At 59.1% G+C, this 14,750-nt stretch carries 21 protein-coding genes; 16 read left to right on the top strand and 5 right to left on the bottom strand.

The annotated features are described in order from the left end of the window. The 8 genes from R3D51_19420 to R3D51_19455 form a co-directional block, all read left to right on the top strand. Positions 1-276, top strand: a 276-nt coding sequence (locus R3D51_19420) for a hypothetical protein (protein MEZ5901655.1), incomplete at its 5' end; no start/stop codon positions are given. After that, positions 273-560: a transcriptional coactivator p15/PC4 family protein gene (locus tag R3D51_19425; protein MEZ5901656.1), complete on the top strand. Its 288-nt coding sequence runs from the start codon at positions 273-275 to the stop codon at positions 558-560. The genes R3D51_19420 and R3D51_19425, both read left to right, overlap by 4 nt. Positions 561-725: 165 nt before the next feature. Then, positions 726-1,889, top strand: a complete 1,164-nt coding sequence (locus tag R3D51_19430) for a hypothetical protein (GenBank protein ID MEZ5901657.1) — start codon at positions 726-728, stop codon at positions 1,887-1,889. A gap of 100 nt (positions 1,890-1,989) precedes the next feature. Next, entirely contained in the window at positions 1,990-2,568 is a 579-nt protein-coding gene (locus R3D51_19435; protein ID MEZ5901658.1) for a hypothetical protein, read from the top strand. Further along, a complete protein-coding gene (locus R3D51_19440) occupies positions 2,568-4,667 on the top strand; it encodes a terminase gpA endonuclease subunit (protein ID MEZ5901659.1) in 2,100 nt (699 codons plus the stop codon). Before R3D51_19435 ends, R3D51_19440 begins: the two co-directional genes overlap by 1 nt. 649 nt (positions 4,668-5,316) lie before the next feature. Next, positions 5,317-5,529 carry a hypothetical protein gene (locus R3D51_19445; GenBank protein ID MEZ5901660.1) on the top strand — a complete coding sequence of 71 codons (213 nt, stop codon included), beginning with the start codon at positions 5,317-5,319 and terminating at the stop codon, positions 5,527-5,529. A 470-nt stretch (positions 5,530-5,999) separates the two neighbouring features. Beyond that, positions 6,000-6,473 (top strand): hypothetical protein, encoded by a 474-nt coding sequence (locus R3D51_19450; protein ID MEZ5901661.1) that lies wholly within the window; start codon positions 6,000-6,002, stop codon positions 6,471-6,473. After that, entirely contained in the window at positions 6,470-6,823 is a 354-nt protein-coding gene (locus R3D51_19455) for a hypothetical protein (GenBank protein ID MEZ5901662.1), read from the top strand. Before R3D51_19450 ends, R3D51_19455 begins: the two co-directional genes overlap by 4 nt. Positions 6,824-6,892: 69 nt before the next feature. Here R3D51_19455 and R3D51_19460 read toward each other — a convergent pair whose 3' ends face one another. After that, the gene (locus tag R3D51_19460) at positions 6,893-7,648 is read right to left on the bottom strand and encodes an IS1 family transposase (GenBank protein ID MEZ5901663.1); all 756 of its coding nucleotides are present in this window, start codon (positions 7,646-7,648) and stop codon (positions 6,893-6,895) included. A 568-nt stretch (positions 7,649-8,216) separates the two neighbouring features. Here R3D51_19460 and R3D51_19465 point away from each other — a divergent pair. Then, positions 8,217-8,720: a hypothetical protein gene (locus R3D51_19465; protein MEZ5901664.1), complete on the top strand. Its 504-nt coding sequence runs from the start codon at positions 8,217-8,219 to the stop codon at positions 8,718-8,720. Continuing rightward, positions 8,721-9,143, top strand: a complete 423-nt coding sequence (locus R3D51_19470; protein ID MEZ5901665.1) for a hypothetical protein — start codon at positions 8,721-8,723, stop codon at positions 9,141-9,143. Here the strand turns inward: R3D51_19470 and R3D51_19475 are convergent. Both R3D51_19475 and R3D51_19480 read right to left on the bottom strand, forming a co-directional pair. Continuing rightward, entirely contained in the window at positions 9,140-9,373 is a 234-nt protein-coding gene (locus R3D51_19475; GenBank protein MEZ5901666.1) for an RNA-binding protein, read from the bottom strand. The two genes, R3D51_19470 and R3D51_19475, sit on opposite strands and share 4 nt — an antisense overlap. Then, the gene (locus R3D51_19480) at positions 9,357-9,623 is read right to left on the bottom strand and encodes a hypothetical protein (protein MEZ5901667.1); all 267 of its coding nucleotides are present in this window, start codon (positions 9,621-9,623) and stop codon (positions 9,357-9,359) included. Before R3D51_19480 ends, R3D51_19475 begins: the two co-directional genes overlap by 17 nt. 69 nt (positions 9,624-9,692) lie before the next feature. On the opposite strand from R3D51_19480, the gene R3D51_19485 reads away from it, so the two are divergent. Continuing rightward, positions 9,693-9,860 (top strand): hypothetical protein, encoded by a 168-nt coding sequence (locus tag R3D51_19485; GenBank protein ID MEZ5901668.1) that lies wholly within the window; start codon positions 9,693-9,695, stop codon positions 9,858-9,860. A gap of 20 nt (positions 9,861-9,880) precedes the next feature. Here the strand turns inward: R3D51_19485 and R3D51_19490 are convergent, their stop codons facing one another. Both R3D51_19490 and R3D51_19495 read right to left on the bottom strand, forming a co-directional pair. Further along, positions 9,881-10,159, bottom strand: a complete 279-nt coding sequence (locus R3D51_19490; GenBank protein MEZ5901669.1) for a hypothetical protein — start codon at positions 10,157-10,159, stop codon at positions 9,881-9,883. A 27-nt stretch (positions 10,160-10,186) separates the two neighbouring features. Beyond that, positions 10,187-10,495, bottom strand: a complete 309-nt coding sequence (locus R3D51_19495; protein ID MEZ5901670.1) for a hypothetical protein — start codon at positions 10,493-10,495, stop codon at positions 10,187-10,189. 70 nt (positions 10,496-10,565) lie between these two features. Between R3D51_19495 and R3D51_19500 the strand changes: the two genes are divergently transcribed. The 5 genes from R3D51_19500 to R3D51_19520 all read left to right on the top strand — a co-directional run bounded on the left by R3D51_19500 (position 10,566) and on the right by R3D51_19520 (position 14,414). Next, positions 10,566-11,027 carry a hypothetical protein gene (locus tag R3D51_19500; GenBank protein ID MEZ5901671.1) on the top strand — a complete coding sequence of 154 codons (462 nt, stop codon included), beginning with the start codon at positions 10,566-10,568 and terminating at the stop codon, positions 11,025-11,027. Then, a complete protein-coding gene (locus R3D51_19505; GenBank protein MEZ5901672.1) occupies positions 11,024-11,452 on the top strand; it encodes a hypothetical protein in 429 nt (142 codons plus the stop codon). Before R3D51_19500 ends, R3D51_19505 begins: the two co-directional genes overlap by 4 nt. Before the next feature lie 157 nt (positions 11,453-11,609). Further along, positions 11,610-12,260, top strand: a complete 651-nt coding sequence (locus R3D51_19510; GenBank protein MEZ5901673.1) for a hypothetical protein — start codon at positions 11,610-11,612, stop codon at positions 12,258-12,260. Further along, complete coding sequence (locus R3D51_19515) at positions 12,257-13,675, top strand: hypothetical protein (protein ID MEZ5901674.1); 1,419 nt, start codon at positions 12,257-12,259, stop codon at positions 13,673-13,675. Before R3D51_19510 ends, R3D51_19515 begins: the two co-directional genes overlap by 4 nt. Positions 13,676-13,781: 106 nt before the next feature. Beyond that, on the top strand, positions 13,782-14,414 hold the full coding sequence (locus tag R3D51_19520) for a hypothetical protein (protein MEZ5901675.1): 633 nt from the start codon (positions 13,782-13,784) through the stop codon (positions 14,412-14,414). Positions 14,415-14,750 lie beyond the last annotated feature (336 nt).

The raw sequence follows: 14,750 nt of genomic DNA on the forward strand, positions 1-14,750 counted from the left end.
GGTTCAAATCCTCTCGCTCCGACCATTTTCCCCTTAAGAAATCAATCACTTCCTAATCCGCCTGTTTCGAACGCCTATCGCGATTTCGGAACGAACAGGCACCAATCGGCGCATTTCGGAACGGTAAGTCCCGAAATTGTCCCGAACGACGTTCCTCCCGCGTTCTGCGCGGTGCCGGCCTGCGAAGTCGAGCTGTACCTAGCCTTGGGATGGCGTCTCGGCCCTCAGCCCGACGGCGACGTCGTGCCCATGCGGCCACCGGAGGCGGTCCGATGACCGACTTCCCCATCACCATTGCCCAATGGGATCGAAACGCCCGCGAGGTCGTCCGGGTCGCCCTCGATCAGTACAATGGCCGGCACACCGTCAACGCGCGCGTTTGGTATCGCGACGCTGAAGGCGGCGTGAAGCCTACCAAGACCGGCATCACGCTCAGCATCAAGCACCTGCCGGCGCTCGCCGCCGCCCTCGCGGAGGCCGAGCGCAGCGCGCGGAACTTGGGACTGATCGAAGATGAAGCGCCGGAGTCCAGCCACTCCCCCGCAACGGGCGAGGAGTAAGCTGGTGCAGCAGGACATCGATCCGGCCGGCGTCGACGTGGCGTTTGTCAGCACGACCTCGTCGGTCATGGTGACGCCTTGGCTCGCGCGGCCAGCTACGCGGGCGGGACGCTTCTGGCGGTGCCGTCGCGGAACAGCCAGAAGGCCGGCGACCGGGACTGCGGCATGATCATCAAGCGCGAGCACAACGGCAATTTCACCATCGTGCCGAACGCGATTTTCGTCGACAAGCGGCTTTCGATCGAGGCGAAGGGCGTCCTCGGCTATCTGCTGTCGCGACCGCCGAATTGGGAAGTCCGGCACGGCCAGCTCCAGGCAGAGCTCGGAATCGGTCGACGTTGGCTGGAGCGGATCCTGAACGAAATAATCGCCGCCGGCTACATGGAGCGCGACGAGGAGCAGGGTCGTGACGAGTGTAACCGCTTCAAATCATATGACTATGTCGTCCGGGACGTTCCTCTCTGCGCCGCTGGCGGAGTTCCCGTTGTACATACCGCGCATCGGCGCAAGCCGCTGCGCGATACGTCCACCGGTTCTAATAAAACTGAGAGTAATAAAACTTACAGAAATAAAATTGAAGATTCTCCCCCTCCTACTCCCCCAGCGACCAGCGAAGGGGAGGGGAATGATCTTCGCCGTTCGAAAGAAGCAAAACGACGCCTCGCCGATGAATACGATGCCGCGCAGGAACGCTGGGAAGTCGTTGGGCCAAAGGATGGGCAGCACGTTGCCGCTCCACACGGGAACTGCAAAGCAACCGCCGCCGAGATCGGCCTCACCCGCAAGCAAATCCACGAGGCTCGCATCATTCGCGACGCGGAGGCGGGGCAGCCAGACGGCAGGGTGGAGAGCCCAGCATCGGAGCCCAAGTTCGATGAAGTTTGGAGCGCTTGCAGGGGAGATCCTGGGAAGCCAGGACCAGCGCTCGCCGAGTGGCGTAAGCTGAGACCCTCTGACCGGCGCAAAGTCGGCGAACTTCTCGGCCCTCATGGTCTCGACATCGATGGCATGTGGCTATGCAAGTGGTTGCAAGCGCGCAGGTGGGAAGCGCCAAGGCTGACTCGCCGCGGCGATGTGATCGCAGCATCCGACCGGCTGATCAATGAGATCGGTTCAACCGACGCGCCCCTGATCGTCATCGAGCCGCACTCGCCGGCATGGCATGCCGAGCGCAACAGGATGATCGCTGCAGGCAAGAGCGTCGACTTCATGGATGCGCACGGAGCCAGAGGGGGAGTGTTGACGGTGCGCCGGATTGATGGTGGCGCCGACGGTTGCGCTGACACAGCGCATTCGCTGCTCGCACCACAGGATGTTCGAGATGGGTGATGGGACCAAGTTCACGGGTCCTTCCAGCGAAGGTGGCCACGCGAGTAGTTCGCACCCCGACTATTTTCTAGTGGGTCGGTTTTGAAAACGGTACACGCACATGAACGTGCAGGAGCACGATAACACGGGTTTGGTGAGCATTACGGAGGCGGCGGCACGATTGACGGCCGCCGGCGACGCGATCGACCGCTCGACGCTGTCGAGATATGTCAGCCGATACGCCGCGGCCCTGAATCCCTCGAAACTGGGGCGCGAGACGGTCGTCGAATTCGAAAAACTCAGGCAACATCGGACGCAAAACATCAGGCTCGAGTCCAAGCCGCTCGTCCGGACGATCGCGAAGTCGGATTCGCAGGCCCGAAAACTCGATGCTGATGCCCGGATCCGCGAGCTCGACCTGGCCGAGCGTGAGGGCAAGATCACGCTCAAGAGCGAAGTTGCGGAGGCCGCCCGCACAGCAATTGCAGAGCTGCGGGCGGCGCTCGACGCTGCCGTGAACGATACCGCCGAGCAGATCGCCCATGCCTTGGGGGGCGAGCCGCGTCTGATCAGGCCGGCGCTTCGGAAGATGGCGGCGAGGGCTTTCGAAGCGTTCTCCGAACGGATGCGATCGTGCACGTTTGACCAGGCGGTGCCGGCGCCGAGCGACGACAAGCGCAGCGAAGAGGAGCCTGCTTGATGTCGTTGTCCTCGGCTCAGCTGCGCGAAATGTTTCCAGGCATCAGCGACGGCCGGCAGCTGTTAGCTACCGCGCTTGCCGATGCCGCAACCCCGGAAGAAGAGCTGACGGTCTCCGATTGGGCCGATCGATACCGTGTAGTGAGCGCGGAATCCGGTTCGCGTTTTCCCGGCCAGTGGCTCACGTCCCGCGTGCCGCTCGCGCGCGAGATCATGGACTGCCTGCATCCGGATCATCCCGCGCGCACTGTCACCAACATGGGGTCGGCGCAGATCGTCAAGACCGAGATCATTGTCAACTGGTTCGGCTTCATTGTCGACCGTGCGCCTGGGCCGATGCTTGTCGTTCTGCCATCGCTCGACGAGGCCGTGAAATTCAACCGGGTGAAGCTGCAGCCGACGATCGACGCTTCACCGCGGATCCAGCACCGGGTGAAGCCGGATAACAGCCGGGACGAGGCGGCCTCGACGACGTCGTTCAAGCGCTTCAGCGGCGGCTTTGCCCAGATCGTCACCGCGTCTTCGTCGAAGGGCCTGCAGGGCATTTCGATCCGCTATCTCGCGCTCGATGAGATCAGCGAATATCCGATCGACACGGACGGCCGCGGCTCGCCGATCACCCAGGCGGAGGCGCGGCAAAAATCCTGGAGCGACCTGGCCAAGACGTACCGATCCTCGACGCCTGGGCTGCTCGGGGACTGCCGGATTTCGGAAATGTACGAGGCCGGCGACCAGCGGAAACCCTACCTGCCATGCCCGCACTGCGGTGATTGGCAGCAGCTCGAATTCGACCGGATGATGCCGCCGAGCGAGAGCACGAAACATCGGGTCACGTTCGCTTGTGCTTCTTGCGGCGCGCTGATCGATCAGGTGCACCGAGCGAACATGCTGGAGAACGCCCGCTGGATCGCGATGCGCGTGCACGAGGATGCCACACCGGTGCCAACCATCATCAAGGCGGGAGATATTGATCGCTGGTATTGCCCGCCTTGCGAAGGACGTTGTCGCGACTTTCAGCCCAGCTATTCCTGGTGGTCGGCCTATTCGAATTTTGAGCGCTGGGAAGACATCTTCGAGCGCGGGGAAGCCGCGAAGGGAGATCCGCTGAAGTGGAAAACGTTCTGCCAGCAGGATCTCGGCCAACCCTACGATCCGACGGCTGACGCGCCTGACTGGGACAAACTCTTGGCCGCACGAAAGCAATGGCCGCGCGGCACGGTCGTCTGGCCGGCGTGTTTGCTGACCGGCTTCATCGACGTGCAGGGGGACCGGCTGGAATGGGGCGTCTGGGGTTGGGGCCCGGAGGGGCAGGGGTGGCTGGTCGACTGCGGCGTGATTCCTCATCCCGCGGAAACAGACGATGCTTGGCGAGAGGTCGATGCTTTGCTCGGCGCGACGTTTGCGGCCGCCAACGGCGCTCGCATCTCGGTCTCGGCCTGGGGAATCGACACCGGCTACGTATCGCCCCTGATCTATCAGCGCGCCCTTGGGCGGCATAATTTGAAGGCGTGCAAGGGCGCTTCCGGCCTGCGGTCGAAAGACGCGTTGCCATGTGTCGTTCGCCAGGTCCCGCTCAAGACTGCGCTCGGTCGCAAGGTTCAGGGCAGGATGGTGCGGCTGCATTTCATCGGCACGTTCGGCCTGAAGAGTGCGATCTACTACGGACTGCGCAACCTGATCGGCGGCGCCGATATCGACGGCCGCTATGCCCGGGGCACGCTGCACCTGCCTGACTGGATCGGCGAGGACTACACCAAGCAGCTCACGGCTGAGGTGCTGTTCGATCCGAAGGCCCAGGCAAAGGGCAAGGCGCGACGGGCGATGATGGAGAAACCCGGAGACTTGCGCGAGTGGAGGAAGATGCCGGGGCGTGCAAACGAAGCGCTCGACATCGTCGTCGGCTGCCGCGCGTTGGCCTGGCTGCTGAAGATGGACGGTTGGTCGCCCGCTCAGTGGGCGGAGCTGGCTGCGGCCGTTTGGCAGACCGAAGTTCCGGCCGAACTGGATCTCTTCAGTGCTCCGCACGCTGAAATGACCAAGCCGCCGGCGGCGGTCATTCAGCGCCGCTCGAAGCGGCATGTGCGGGTGTTTAGGACCTGACTGGAAGGGCGCGCCATCCGGCTTTGCGGAAACCCCTTCCGCCGCGGCAGCGGTTTCTCTGGCCCCGCCGTTACGGTTGAGCCTCGCGGCGCATGGCGTCGGCAAAACCCTGTGCGTGGCGGAATGGGGTTTCGGACCATTTTTACGCGGTGCCGAGACGGAACAGCCTAAAGGAAGATCAACCCAGAGTAGCCCGTGCCGAGACGAAACAGGCTGCAAGGGGGGGCCGCCGATGGAAACCCGTTCCAGCGCGGAACAGGTTTCCGCCCGGCCCGAGACTCGACCCGGTACGGCATTCTGAGCCCCCGCACATGATTGCGCGGCCAAGGGCGCGATGGATCGAGGCCGCGGCCGTCAGCGCGACGGCCTTGCCGCCAACCGACGCCGTAACCCGCCATGAAAACACAAACGCCGCGAATCGAAAGCAGTCACGGGAATCTGTGGCCCATCCTCGACTCCGGAATTTAATTCCGGAGATTTGCGTTTTTTTCTTTCGTGGCTGGGCCCTAGCCTTTCCGGGCGCACCTGATTCTCTTGGTCCTTTCGGGAATTCGGTGCCAGGCGCTCTGGACAAGCGCCAAACGAGCGGCGCGAAACTTGCCCTCCAGCGTTCGCGCCGCTCGTTCAACCAGAGCCGAGGAGAACACCCATGACTGTTTCGAACGATGACACCTGGCGCAAAGAGTGGCACGCGAGCGCTGCACTGCGTGCCGAGTTTGCCGATGACCTCGATTGCTACCTCGCCTTCAGGCGAGCCGAAGCCGCGGGGGCCGTCCATTTCGTCCGGGGCCGGACCGTAACAATCTCACGGGCCGAAAGTGATGCCGCCGCGCGGCAGCTCGCAAGTCCTCCTCGGAATTGAGATCGGCCTGCTGTCGCGCGTTACAGGGCTGCTGCGCCCGCGGGCGCAGCGCAGATCGGCGGGAGAAGAGAAATGATCCAGTCAGCCGTTTTGGGTTCGTTGTCGGTCGTGATCGGCGGGGATGTTTCCGGGCTCGACAAAGGTGTTGCGAAGGCCGAGGGCTTTTTGTCGGCAAGCTGACCGGCAGCCTCAACAGCAACGTCGGCGCGCTGGCAAATATGCGGCTCTGGCAACCGCCACAGGTGCCGCGTTGGCGACCGGCCTGCTGACTAAGTCGCTCGAGACGATCGACGCACAGTCGAAACTGGCGGCATGACTCAACGGCTCGGTTGCGGAGGTGCAGTCGCTGGTGCACGCCTCTAATCTCGCAAGCGTGTCGCAGGAGACGCTCGCGGCCTCCACTGGCCGAAATAGGCCATTCGCAGATGCAAAAAGGCCACTTTTGAGTCTTATTGTTCGTTGACCGCCAAATGGGAGCAATTTATCAGTTTCCTGTGGCGGGCAAACAATCATCAGCTACCGAGGAGGTCGGTGCAACTCCAGTTGCGCAAGCAGAACTTGCTGCGGGCGAAACAAAGGAGGCTATGCGCGGCTTTCTTCAAGCAGCTCGACGCGGTCTCAGTGAAGATGAGTTGTCGACCCCAGCTGCTCGGCGGTTTCTGATTGCTGAGCTAGAGAGAATGGATGAACTTTGCAGCAATAATGAACTGTTCGTGCAGCAATATCACGAACAGAAAGTAACAATTGCCGTGCTAACGGAAACCGCCAAAAGCTCGCGCTGGAATGAAATTCTTTCGTTCGTGTGCCTGTCAGTCGGTTCGGCAGGGCTTGGTGCGTCTCCAAGCTACTTTTCGATTCCGGGTGCTGAGAAGTTCGGCATAGTCTTCCTAATTCTATCCCTCGTTCTCGTGTCCGCTGGAGTGATTGCGAGGGTGATGAGATGAACCTTGAATTGCAAGGTGTCGAAGACACGGGAAATATCGAGCGCGAGCGCGTGGTTATGAAGGCCACGAAGGACGTTGATATTGGAGGGTTCGCAATCTTCAAGGGTCGAAAGACATCAGACAATGGTGTTGCGAGTGGCCCTGTGCCAGCAGCTTTTTGGCTCCCCGATAAGAAGATCAAGGCCGGTGATTTTGTTGTCCTTTATACAAAATCAGGAACAACCAGCGAAAAGGTAGGAACCAGTGGGGCTACATCCTATTTTTTTTACTGGGGGTACAAGGAACCACAATGGAAGGGGCAAATGGCGGTTCTGGTGAGAACAACCAGCTGGGAGTTTACCGCAGTATAATTGTTGTTACTGACGACCACCTTGAATTACGCACTTGCGGCGGCGATCCGGCGGGTTTTCGGTAGTGTCTCAGTTTGAAATTTCAGCGGCCTTTTTCTTGTGAGATCCTCGCACGGCAGGCACTTCCCGCGCGTCGATCAAGGCAACCAAGTCCGACATTTTTAGAACCTTGTCCACAAGACCCGATGCCATGGCCGGGGTCGCGCCAAGCGTCTTGTGGACGCGGCAGAAGTTGTAGAACACGAAGTAGAGCGCCAGCGCATGGCAATGGTTCTTGAACTTCTTGCCGATGCACTTGGGCGGGCTATCGCGGCCGGGGCCAGCATAGTCCGTCGCGAAAATCTTGTTCAGCATCGCATAGTCGGCTTCAAAGCCCGCTTCCAGAACGGTCTTTAAGTAAGCCTTGTGACCGTCCGTGGTGAGCTGCACGCGGTTGGCAAGACGGCCCTTCAAATCGAACATGAAGGCCGCGCCGGTGTCCGCGCTGCGGTCGCCAACATGCCAAGAAACGATCAGCTTGGAGTCGGCATCAATCGCGATCCACGTCCACACGTCGCCAGCGGCCTCAGGAGCGGCCTTGGCGAACTTGACGGGCCTCTGCTTGACGTAGCTGAACGACCAGATTTCGTCACACTGGACTGCCTTGGAAGGTACGCTGCGAACAGTCGCGTCATGGAAGGCGGCGCAAGCCTCGCCAGCGTCTACCAGTAGCTTGGAAACGGTATTGATCGAGACCCCCGTAACCCGGCTGATCGACCGCATGGACGATCCCTCGCAAAGCATCTGGAGGATTTGAACGCGGGTTTCCAAGGGCAGCTTGTGCATGCCCCGAGCATCTGAACTTTATACTTAGCGTCAAGCAAAAGTTTCATTATATAGGTGCGGCAGTAAGGTTCCTTTTAACCTTGAGTTGAATGAGTCAGACTGACGCACCTTTATTGCGCCAGAGTTCATTTGACTTATATGTCAATACACGATGATATTAAGTACTGGATGGACCGGGGACGCCTGTTTCAGGTCTTCCCCCGCCTGCCGGGAGCTCCCGTCAGTCGGGTCATGATAGCTACCGAAAGTGTAAATCGGCTCGTCACAGGGCCATGGGAGAGCGAGCAAGAAGAATACAGGGCTGGTCGTTTGTGGGCAGACTTTGACCGCTACATCGAAGGGAGGCTGATAAGCGTCTCTTTGAACAGCCCGTACAAGAAACCAAGGACGACCTACATGGCGCGTCTAGACCCACCACGGGACGATGTCATCGAGATTCGCAGTAGAGACCCAAAGCCTGGAATTAGAGTGTTCGGATGCTTTGCAGACAAAGATCTTTACGTGGCAATCAATTGGGAGCACCGAGAAAAATTAGGCGGCCCAGAGGACAAGGAGTTCGACCGAGAGCGTGAAATCTGCAAGGCGAAATGGCGTCAACTGTTCCCCACTTATCCGTCAGTCAACGGAAACCAAATCAATGAGTACTTCGCAGACACCTCAAACGTCTTTTCTGTCTGAAATTTCAAAGGGCGAATGTATCCCGATTGGGAAGCTTGCGTATTTTCGCGAGCGATTTCGTGACCGACTTTACGAATTGGTGGTCTCTGAGTTTTTGAAAAAAGAACGCTCCGGTGATCTGACGCGTGCTGAATTGGCGCGGCGGATCGGCCGCAAGCCAGAACAGATCACGCGATGGTTGGGGGCGCCTGGCAATTGGACGCTTGAAACGGTAAGCGACCTGCTTCTGGCAATCTCCAAGTCCGAATTGAACTTCGAACTAGCGCCCCTAGAGAATCGAGCGCCACGCAATTATTCAGGTCCAGACTGGCTGCAAAAATCCAAAATCGAAGAGTTGCCGCCAAAGACAACGACAGGAACGGCAACTCTGCAACTTCTGCAGAAGGCTTCCTAAATGGCACGATGGAACGCTGTAGGATTCTTTTGCGAAGACATTCGACAAGAGATGAACAACGTCGACACACTAGTCGGCGTAATGCCCGACAATGTAGCTATAGGCAAGAAAGTGCCGGGCCTGATCCCAAAGCTTGGCATTTATGTTCGAGTCCATTTGGAGCCCGACTATGAAGTGAAAAACATCACTCTCACTGCGGATTTCTTTAATGGAAAACATCGACAGATTCTTGGTGTCTTCAAAGAGGAAGAAATCGTGCGGGAGCGGGACTTAGCGAAAAAGAGGGGGGCGAAGCTACTCGGTTTCATTTCCCGAGCCACGCTGACTCCAGTTCCGATCCCTGAACATGGGAAGGTGTTTCTGTTCGCTAACGTCGATGGAGACGAGATAATTTGCGGTGGACTAAGTTTCGTCGAAGCCTAGCGATCCTTCCACCGCTTTGCCGCCGCCTTCTTAGCAATCTCTTTCCTCTTCTTGGCCGACATGCCTTCAGCCCTGGCCTTGCCACCCAGGCGGCCCAGCGCCACGGCGGCGGCGTTCTTGCCGTCGTCCGTGGTCAAGTCCTCTATCTCGCCGGTGGCGATCTTGCCGATCATGACGGCAGCGCCAATCACATCAGCGGGGCGCTTTTCGCCTTTAGGGCCTCTTGGCATCAGCCTTAATCCCCATGCGCCAGCGCATGTACTCGTGGGCGAAGAACCTGCTAGGTAAGAGATTGAACAAAGCGTCTTCTATTTCCTGCTCGCTCAGTAAGCCTGCGACGGCATCTTGCAGCACTTTCTCGCTCGGAAGATCGGCGACATCAGCGAAATAACCTTCTGCTGGCTTCGCCGTGCTGGTACCCAGTTCAAAATGCTTTTTGTCTTGGTTCGCTGGCCGTGCAAACGGTTCGTAGACTTGCATCTGAAGCCCTCGCGTTAGCCCCGCTAGCGGATATAATGCTTAGCGGTAAGCTTCGCAAGGGAGGGGCAAATGCAAGGTTGGGTCAAATGGTGGTGTGATCTGATCGGCGTCACTGATCCCGGTTCGATTCAGATCGCAACTGGCATTATGGCGGGCGGGACCGGGCTGCTGGCAGCATATATTGCGTGGCTGCTCGTGGTCTTTGCCTTGGGCCTTTTGTGGGCGATGCGTGACTAAATTTCAAACTGAGACACCACCTAATTTTTCATTGAACCGCGCCACGCGTTCGTGGCTTGTATCGCCCGATGCCAAAGACCTGGAAGGTTTCCGCCGTCCGGAGTTTCCTCAAGGCTCGCAGCGAGAGCGCAGACAGCAAGCCAAGCGGCGGCGCGCTCGTGCTCATCGGTACGCTTGTTCGCAACCTGATCACGAATTTGCTTCACTCGCTGAAGGACTTCGGGCCCTTTCTTACCTTGCAACTCTCCAAGCGCCTGGGCAGATCTCTCGGCAGTTTCCTTGTCCTCCTTCGTCCACATGGCGCGATACTCCCCTTGGAGGTGACATCAGTATTTGTCTTCGTAGCGGTGCTCTTCCCGACGAACAATCTTGTCTCCGGCTAGCAACTCCAAGGTCAACACGTTGATGTCGGGTCGGATTGAGAACGCTTGCGACGGGTCATACCAGCGCCACGTGAACCGCAGGGTTTGCCCATTCGCGCTTTTTTCCCAGACAGTGATCTGGGAGGGCTTCCGGTCGCCTTGTTCGATCAAACCATGCCGCTCAATAGCTTTTGAAGCCAAATCATGGCCTTCGGAGGTCGTGGCCTTCTCCATCGCTGCGGCGATGTCGTCGAATGCCGAATTGAAGTCCATGCCTGTCGGTCCTTCTAAATCGGGATGCAATCGTTTCACCCGCGCATAGGTTGTCTTCCGTGATGTTTTAATGTCAAGGTTTCTTGGTGCTGCGCGGAGCGCGAAAGCCGTTCCCGAGGGCGTGACCCTGGTTATAGGATCCTCCGACGGACAAGAATTGCTCGCTTTCGGAACAATTTCTTTTCGGGCTTTGGTGGCTGCCCCCTGGCTGATCTGGGGGCTTGGCAATCGACGGCAAATCAGCGAGTCTGACCTTCGGAGCGTGGAAACTCCCGCCAGCGGCCTTGCCGGGCTGGGCTGGCACCAGGGCGTTGGCATGGCGATCCTTGCCGGGATCATCAAGGCCAACGAAGCGAAGCGTGCCGATAGCCGTCGGCGCGACCGGCTTAGTATGCCGGGAGAGCGGCGGCTATACAACACCCGCAAGGGAAAGGCCGTCGCGCATCGTCTCTGGCGATGTTTCCACACTCCCGGAACCAGCCTGCCGCTGGCGCCCGGCCGTGGAAAGGCCGTTTCAAGAGAAAGCCCATGAGCACCAAATCGAAGCTTAGCCGCGGCGGACCTCGCTCGCCGATTGGCCGCCAGAAAACGCGTGCCGCAAAATCTAGGGGACTGTCGTTTACCGCGCTGGGCCCGAAAAACGGTCGCCGTTGTTTTTGGAAAGTCGCCGCCACCGGAGACTACAGCGCCGATTGCGATGCTGGCCGCGCCTACGCGCTCCAGTACCTCGCCTATCAGGAAGAAGCTAAAGACGCCGGCAGTCTGCTGCAGCTCATCGTCGCCGACATGCCGCGAGGCAAAGACATGAGCGGCATCGAAAACGCCTTTCTCGAGATGATCTGCTTTGCCGCCGTAGAAGGCGCTTACCGCGCGCGCGAAATTTCCAGATACTGGGATCGATGCCGACAGGACGAGGGTCGATTTACGCAGGACGAGAACCACAAACGTCTGCAGTGAGCATTTGAGCAAGGATGCGGCGGGATTTGTTTGCGTCCTCGCCCTCCATCACTTTCGGGAAAACCCAGGGAGTGCACGCCAATTCTGTGGAGAAGGTAGGCGTCATCCTATGAATGACGCCTACCAACGTCCACGCTGGCCGCGCGGAAATTGATTCTTGATCCAGGTGGGCCACCTTATGCTTTCAACGCTTGAACCGCTTGATGATTCGACCTTTACGATCGGCCAGGTCGCCAAAGTGCTTTCGATAACGCCGGCGATCATCGCCAACCACCATCACAACAACGGTTTGGACTATTGCTCCGAGTCGCCTGAGCGCGGCCGAGGCCGCGACTTTTGCGTCATCGACGTTTACATGCTGGCCCTGGTGCGCGAGATCCTCGAGCTGACCGGAGACGCGAACCGGGCCGCCGAGGACGTCAGCCGGCTGGTTTACTTCGAGGGCGACCGTCTATTGCGATCGAGCGGCCTGTTACCGCCCAGCCGCCGGAAGGCGCGGAAAAGGGTGCTGCGCGAGAATCTGGGCGCAGCTCACGAGCTCTTCGTGCAACACCGGAGGCCGTCTCTGAATGTGGGTCGCTATGGACACTGCGATGGTGACTGGTTTTTGCTCCGGGAAGATGCCGATGAGGCCTTTTTTCCGCACCGATACCAACCAGGTGGCGCCGATTATCGCCGAGACGAGTTCAGCGACGCGCTCTATCGCGGCGTGATCGCGCGCCGGCGCGTGTGCTGCGTGAACGCGACGATGAGGCTCAGGCAGGTTGATGAGCAGCTGTCGAGTTTGGGAGGGGGGCCGAAAGAATGACCGATCGCACTAAGCCCGAAATCTTCGTGCCGCCGTCTGGCGCGATCGAGACGAGCGAGCTTTTTGATCAGATATTGGCAGGGTTGGGACTCGTGCGAAGCGGCGGCCGGGCCTATTTGCCCAGCGCTACACGTCAGGCGCAGATGCTGTGCGAAGCGGCAGAAAAGATCCCGGCTGAGGAGGACCGTTATCAGCTGCTCGAGCGGGCCAAGATGCTCGAGCAAATGTCGGCTGAGCAAAAGCTCGCACGCGAAGAGGCGATTGCGCGTGTCGCAGAATACCGGGCCAGCGTCGGGGAGCTGCAGGAGGGGCCAGAGCGAAGCGCCCTGCTGCACGCTGCCGCGGAGCTCGAAAACGCCTTGCGGCGCCCGTTGGGATCGGGGGCTTCCTGCGAAACGCTAATCGGCGAGATGCGGCGGCTGAAGGGGCAGGCCGATCGGATCAGCGACGACGATTCGATACAGGCGTTGAATTTGCGACATAGGGCGGACCGTCTGGAACATATCGTTAGCCAGGTGGTGAACCGTGACGTCCTGCAGGAATGGGCTCGGCAATTGCGCGATGCGGGAGAAAAGCATCCGGAAGGGGAGACGCGCGCTGCATTGCTCGAGGAAGCCTCCCGGTTAGAGATGAAATCCGAGGGTGGCTGTGATCTGGGGCACGTCGCTCACGTCTGTTGGCGAGTAGCCGTTGAGAAGCTCGAGCAGGGTGCGCTGCTGTGGTTTGTGCACGAGCGCGGTAAGGGATGGCTGCACCAGCCGGCTGGTTTTTCGCAATGGGAATGTCGCGACGAGGAGGGCGGCGAGTTTCAACGGTCGACGGCGGCGAAGGAAATCGTTTTTGATTCCCGGTTCGTTTGGGCGGCGAATGCGGTGTCCGGAGACGGCGGGCCAGCCAATGCGGTGTCCGGAGACGGCGGGCTAGCCTCGGAAAAGCTGCAGGAGTTCACCGAATACATCGACAGCAAGTGCGCGGATTTTGACGAAGAGGAGTCCTCTTTCGAAAGGCGGAAGGAGTCACTCACTGAGGATGAAAAGAAGCTCCACGACGCTGCCGATATCCGAGCGACCCTAATGCGCCAAACTCGGTGGGCCCTTGCTGAGATAAGCCATCGTGTGCTCAGCAGAGCAGCATCTGGCATCAAGCGGAAACAAGGGCGTCCTCCCAATGACTGGTCAGAAGAAGATGCAGCGGTGAAAGCCTTCGCGCTTCACGAGGTATTCGGAACTACAGAAGATTATGCAAAGAGGCTCGTTGCCGAAAAAGAAAAGCGAAAGAGGAAGGGAGGGATAACCGCGGCGCGGGCCTACATAGAAGGTAATTTGCTCAGTAGTTCCGTCAACGACTTGGAGCTTGCGGAAAAGTACAAAATCGAAAAAGAGGCCATCCGTCAGATGTTTGGTCCATCAACGTAGGGGCTCACATCGCCTCCGGAAATGATTTCCGGAGAGATCGATTTTTAATTCTCGTCCCTCTCCGGCAACCATTTGATGGTGAATGATTCCAACGGAGGAGCATCAAATGGCCCTGATGAAGGCGATTTTGGACAGACTGCCGACCCTGCGCAACTCGCAGGACTTCGCTACCGCCGCACTTGAGCTGAAGGAACGACTCGGCCGGGTCCAGGCCGAGGCCGATGGTTTGAAGGCCGCGCACGAAGACGCGCTGTTCGGGAACCCTGCAGCGCTCAACGATGTCAAATCGAAGATCGCCGCAAACCAGGCTGAGCAGGAAGAGTTGAGGATCGCGATCGCCGGAGCCGAGCGGCGGCGTAGGGAAGCTGTCGAGGCGGAAAAAAATGCCGATCTCGAGAAGCGTGCAGGGGAAGCCCGCAGGGTGCAGAAGCTCTTGCTCGGCCAGTACTGCGAAATCAACGAGCACCTCGTCGCCGTCGGCGACCTGCTCAAGAGCATCAACGAAGGCGAGTCCGTGCTGTTGGAATATAACGCCTTCATCAATGCCTCCGAGAGCGCTCGCAAGGATCATCTCAGGGTCCCGAGCCCGCTGTCGCATCTCCCTTCGGTTTACGAGGAAAGGCAGCGGGCGCGCGTTAGCTTTGAAGCCGGGCACGTTCGGCGTCTATCGATTCAGGGATATTTCCCGCCGCACCCGGACGGGCCCGCGCTGTCGCGTATGAAGCAAGTGAAGCTTTGACCATGTCACTGCTTTCACCGCAGGAAGCTGCCAAGCGCCTAAAGGTCTCGACGAAGACGCTGATGGCGTTCGTTGATGATGGCTCGCTTCGTTACATCAATGTTGGCCGTGGGGCGATCAAGCGCCGCGTCAAATTTACCGAGGCCGATCTGGACGAATTTGTCCAAGGTCGGGCTCAAAGGGAGGTGCCGGCGTGTCCGTCTACAAGCATGAAGACAGCCCGTTCTACCACTTCGACTTCCAGCTCAAAGGTCATCGGTTTCACGGCTCGACTGGCGCAAAAAGCAAGCGCGACGCCGAAGGATTCGAACGCCTAGAGAAGGCGAAGGCGCGCAA

The sequence above is a fragment of the Hyphomicrobiaceae bacterium genome (assembly GCA_041397645.1).
Lineage (GTDB): Bacteria > Pseudomonadota > Alphaproteobacteria > Rhizobiales > Hyphomicrobiaceae > Hyphomicrobium_B.

Excerpts from the sequence above, each read along its gene's own strand:
- R3D51_19425 (MEZ5901656.1), top strand. The coding sequence starts at position 273 with ATGACCGACTTCCCCATCACCATTGCCCAATGGGATCGAAACGCCCGC.
- R3D51_19430 (MEZ5901657.1), top strand. The coding sequence starts at position 726 with ATGATCATCAAGCGCGAGCACAACGGCAATTTCACCATCGTGCCGAAC.
- R3D51_19435 (MEZ5901658.1), top strand. The coding sequence starts at position 1,990 with ATGAACGTGCAGGAGCACGATAACACGGGTTTGGTGAGCATTACGGAG.
- R3D51_19440 (MEZ5901659.1), top strand. The coding sequence starts at position 2,568 with ATGTCGTTGTCCTCGGCTCAGCTGCGCGAAATGTTTCCAGGCATCAGC.
- R3D51_19445 (MEZ5901660.1), top strand. The coding sequence starts at position 5,317 with ATGACTGTTTCGAACGATGACACCTGGCGCAAAGAGTGGCACGCGAGC.
- R3D51_19450 (MEZ5901661.1), top strand. The coding sequence starts at position 6,000 with ATGGGAGCAATTTATCAGTTTCCTGTGGCGGGCAAACAATCATCAGCT.
- R3D51_19455 (MEZ5901662.1), top strand. The coding sequence starts at position 6,470 with ATGAACCTTGAATTGCAAGGTGTCGAAGACACGGGAAATATCGAGCGC.
- R3D51_19460 (MEZ5901663.1), bottom strand. The coding sequence starts at position 7,648 with ATGCACAAGCTGCCCTTGGAAACCCGCGTTCAAATCCTCCAGATGCTT.
- R3D51_19470 (MEZ5901665.1), top strand. The coding sequence starts at position 8,721 with ATGGCACGATGGAACGCTGTAGGATTCTTTTGCGAAGACATTCGACAA.
- R3D51_19475 (MEZ5901666.1), bottom strand. The coding sequence starts at position 9,373 with ATGCCAAGAGGCCCTAAAGGCGAAAAGCGCCCCGCTGATGTGATTGGC.
- R3D51_19480 (MEZ5901667.1), bottom strand. The coding sequence starts at position 9,623 with ATGCAAGTCTACGAACCGTTTGCACGGCCAGCGAACCAAGACAAAAAG.
- R3D51_19485 (MEZ5901668.1), top strand. The coding sequence starts at position 9,693 with ATGCAAGGTTGGGTCAAATGGTGGTGTGATCTGATCGGCGTCACTGAT.
- R3D51_19490 (MEZ5901669.1), bottom strand. The coding sequence starts at position 10,159 with ATGTGGACGAAGGAGGACAAGGAAACTGCCGAGAGATCTGCCCAGGCG.
- R3D51_19495 (MEZ5901670.1), bottom strand. The coding sequence starts at position 10,495 with ATGGACTTCAATTCGGCATTCGACGACATCGCCGCAGCGATGGAGAAG.
- R3D51_19500 (MEZ5901671.1), top strand. The coding sequence starts at position 10,566 with ATGTCAAGGTTTCTTGGTGCTGCGCGGAGCGCGAAAGCCGTTCCCGAG.
- R3D51_19505 (MEZ5901672.1), top strand. The coding sequence starts at position 11,024 with ATGAGCACCAAATCGAAGCTTAGCCGCGGCGGACCTCGCTCGCCGATT.
- R3D51_19515 (MEZ5901674.1), top strand. The coding sequence starts at position 12,257 with ATGACCGATCGCACTAAGCCCGAAATCTTCGTGCCGCCGTCTGGCGCG.
- R3D51_19520 (MEZ5901675.1), top strand. The coding sequence starts at position 13,782 with ATGGCCCTGATGAAGGCGATTTTGGACAGACTGCCGACCCTGCGCAAC.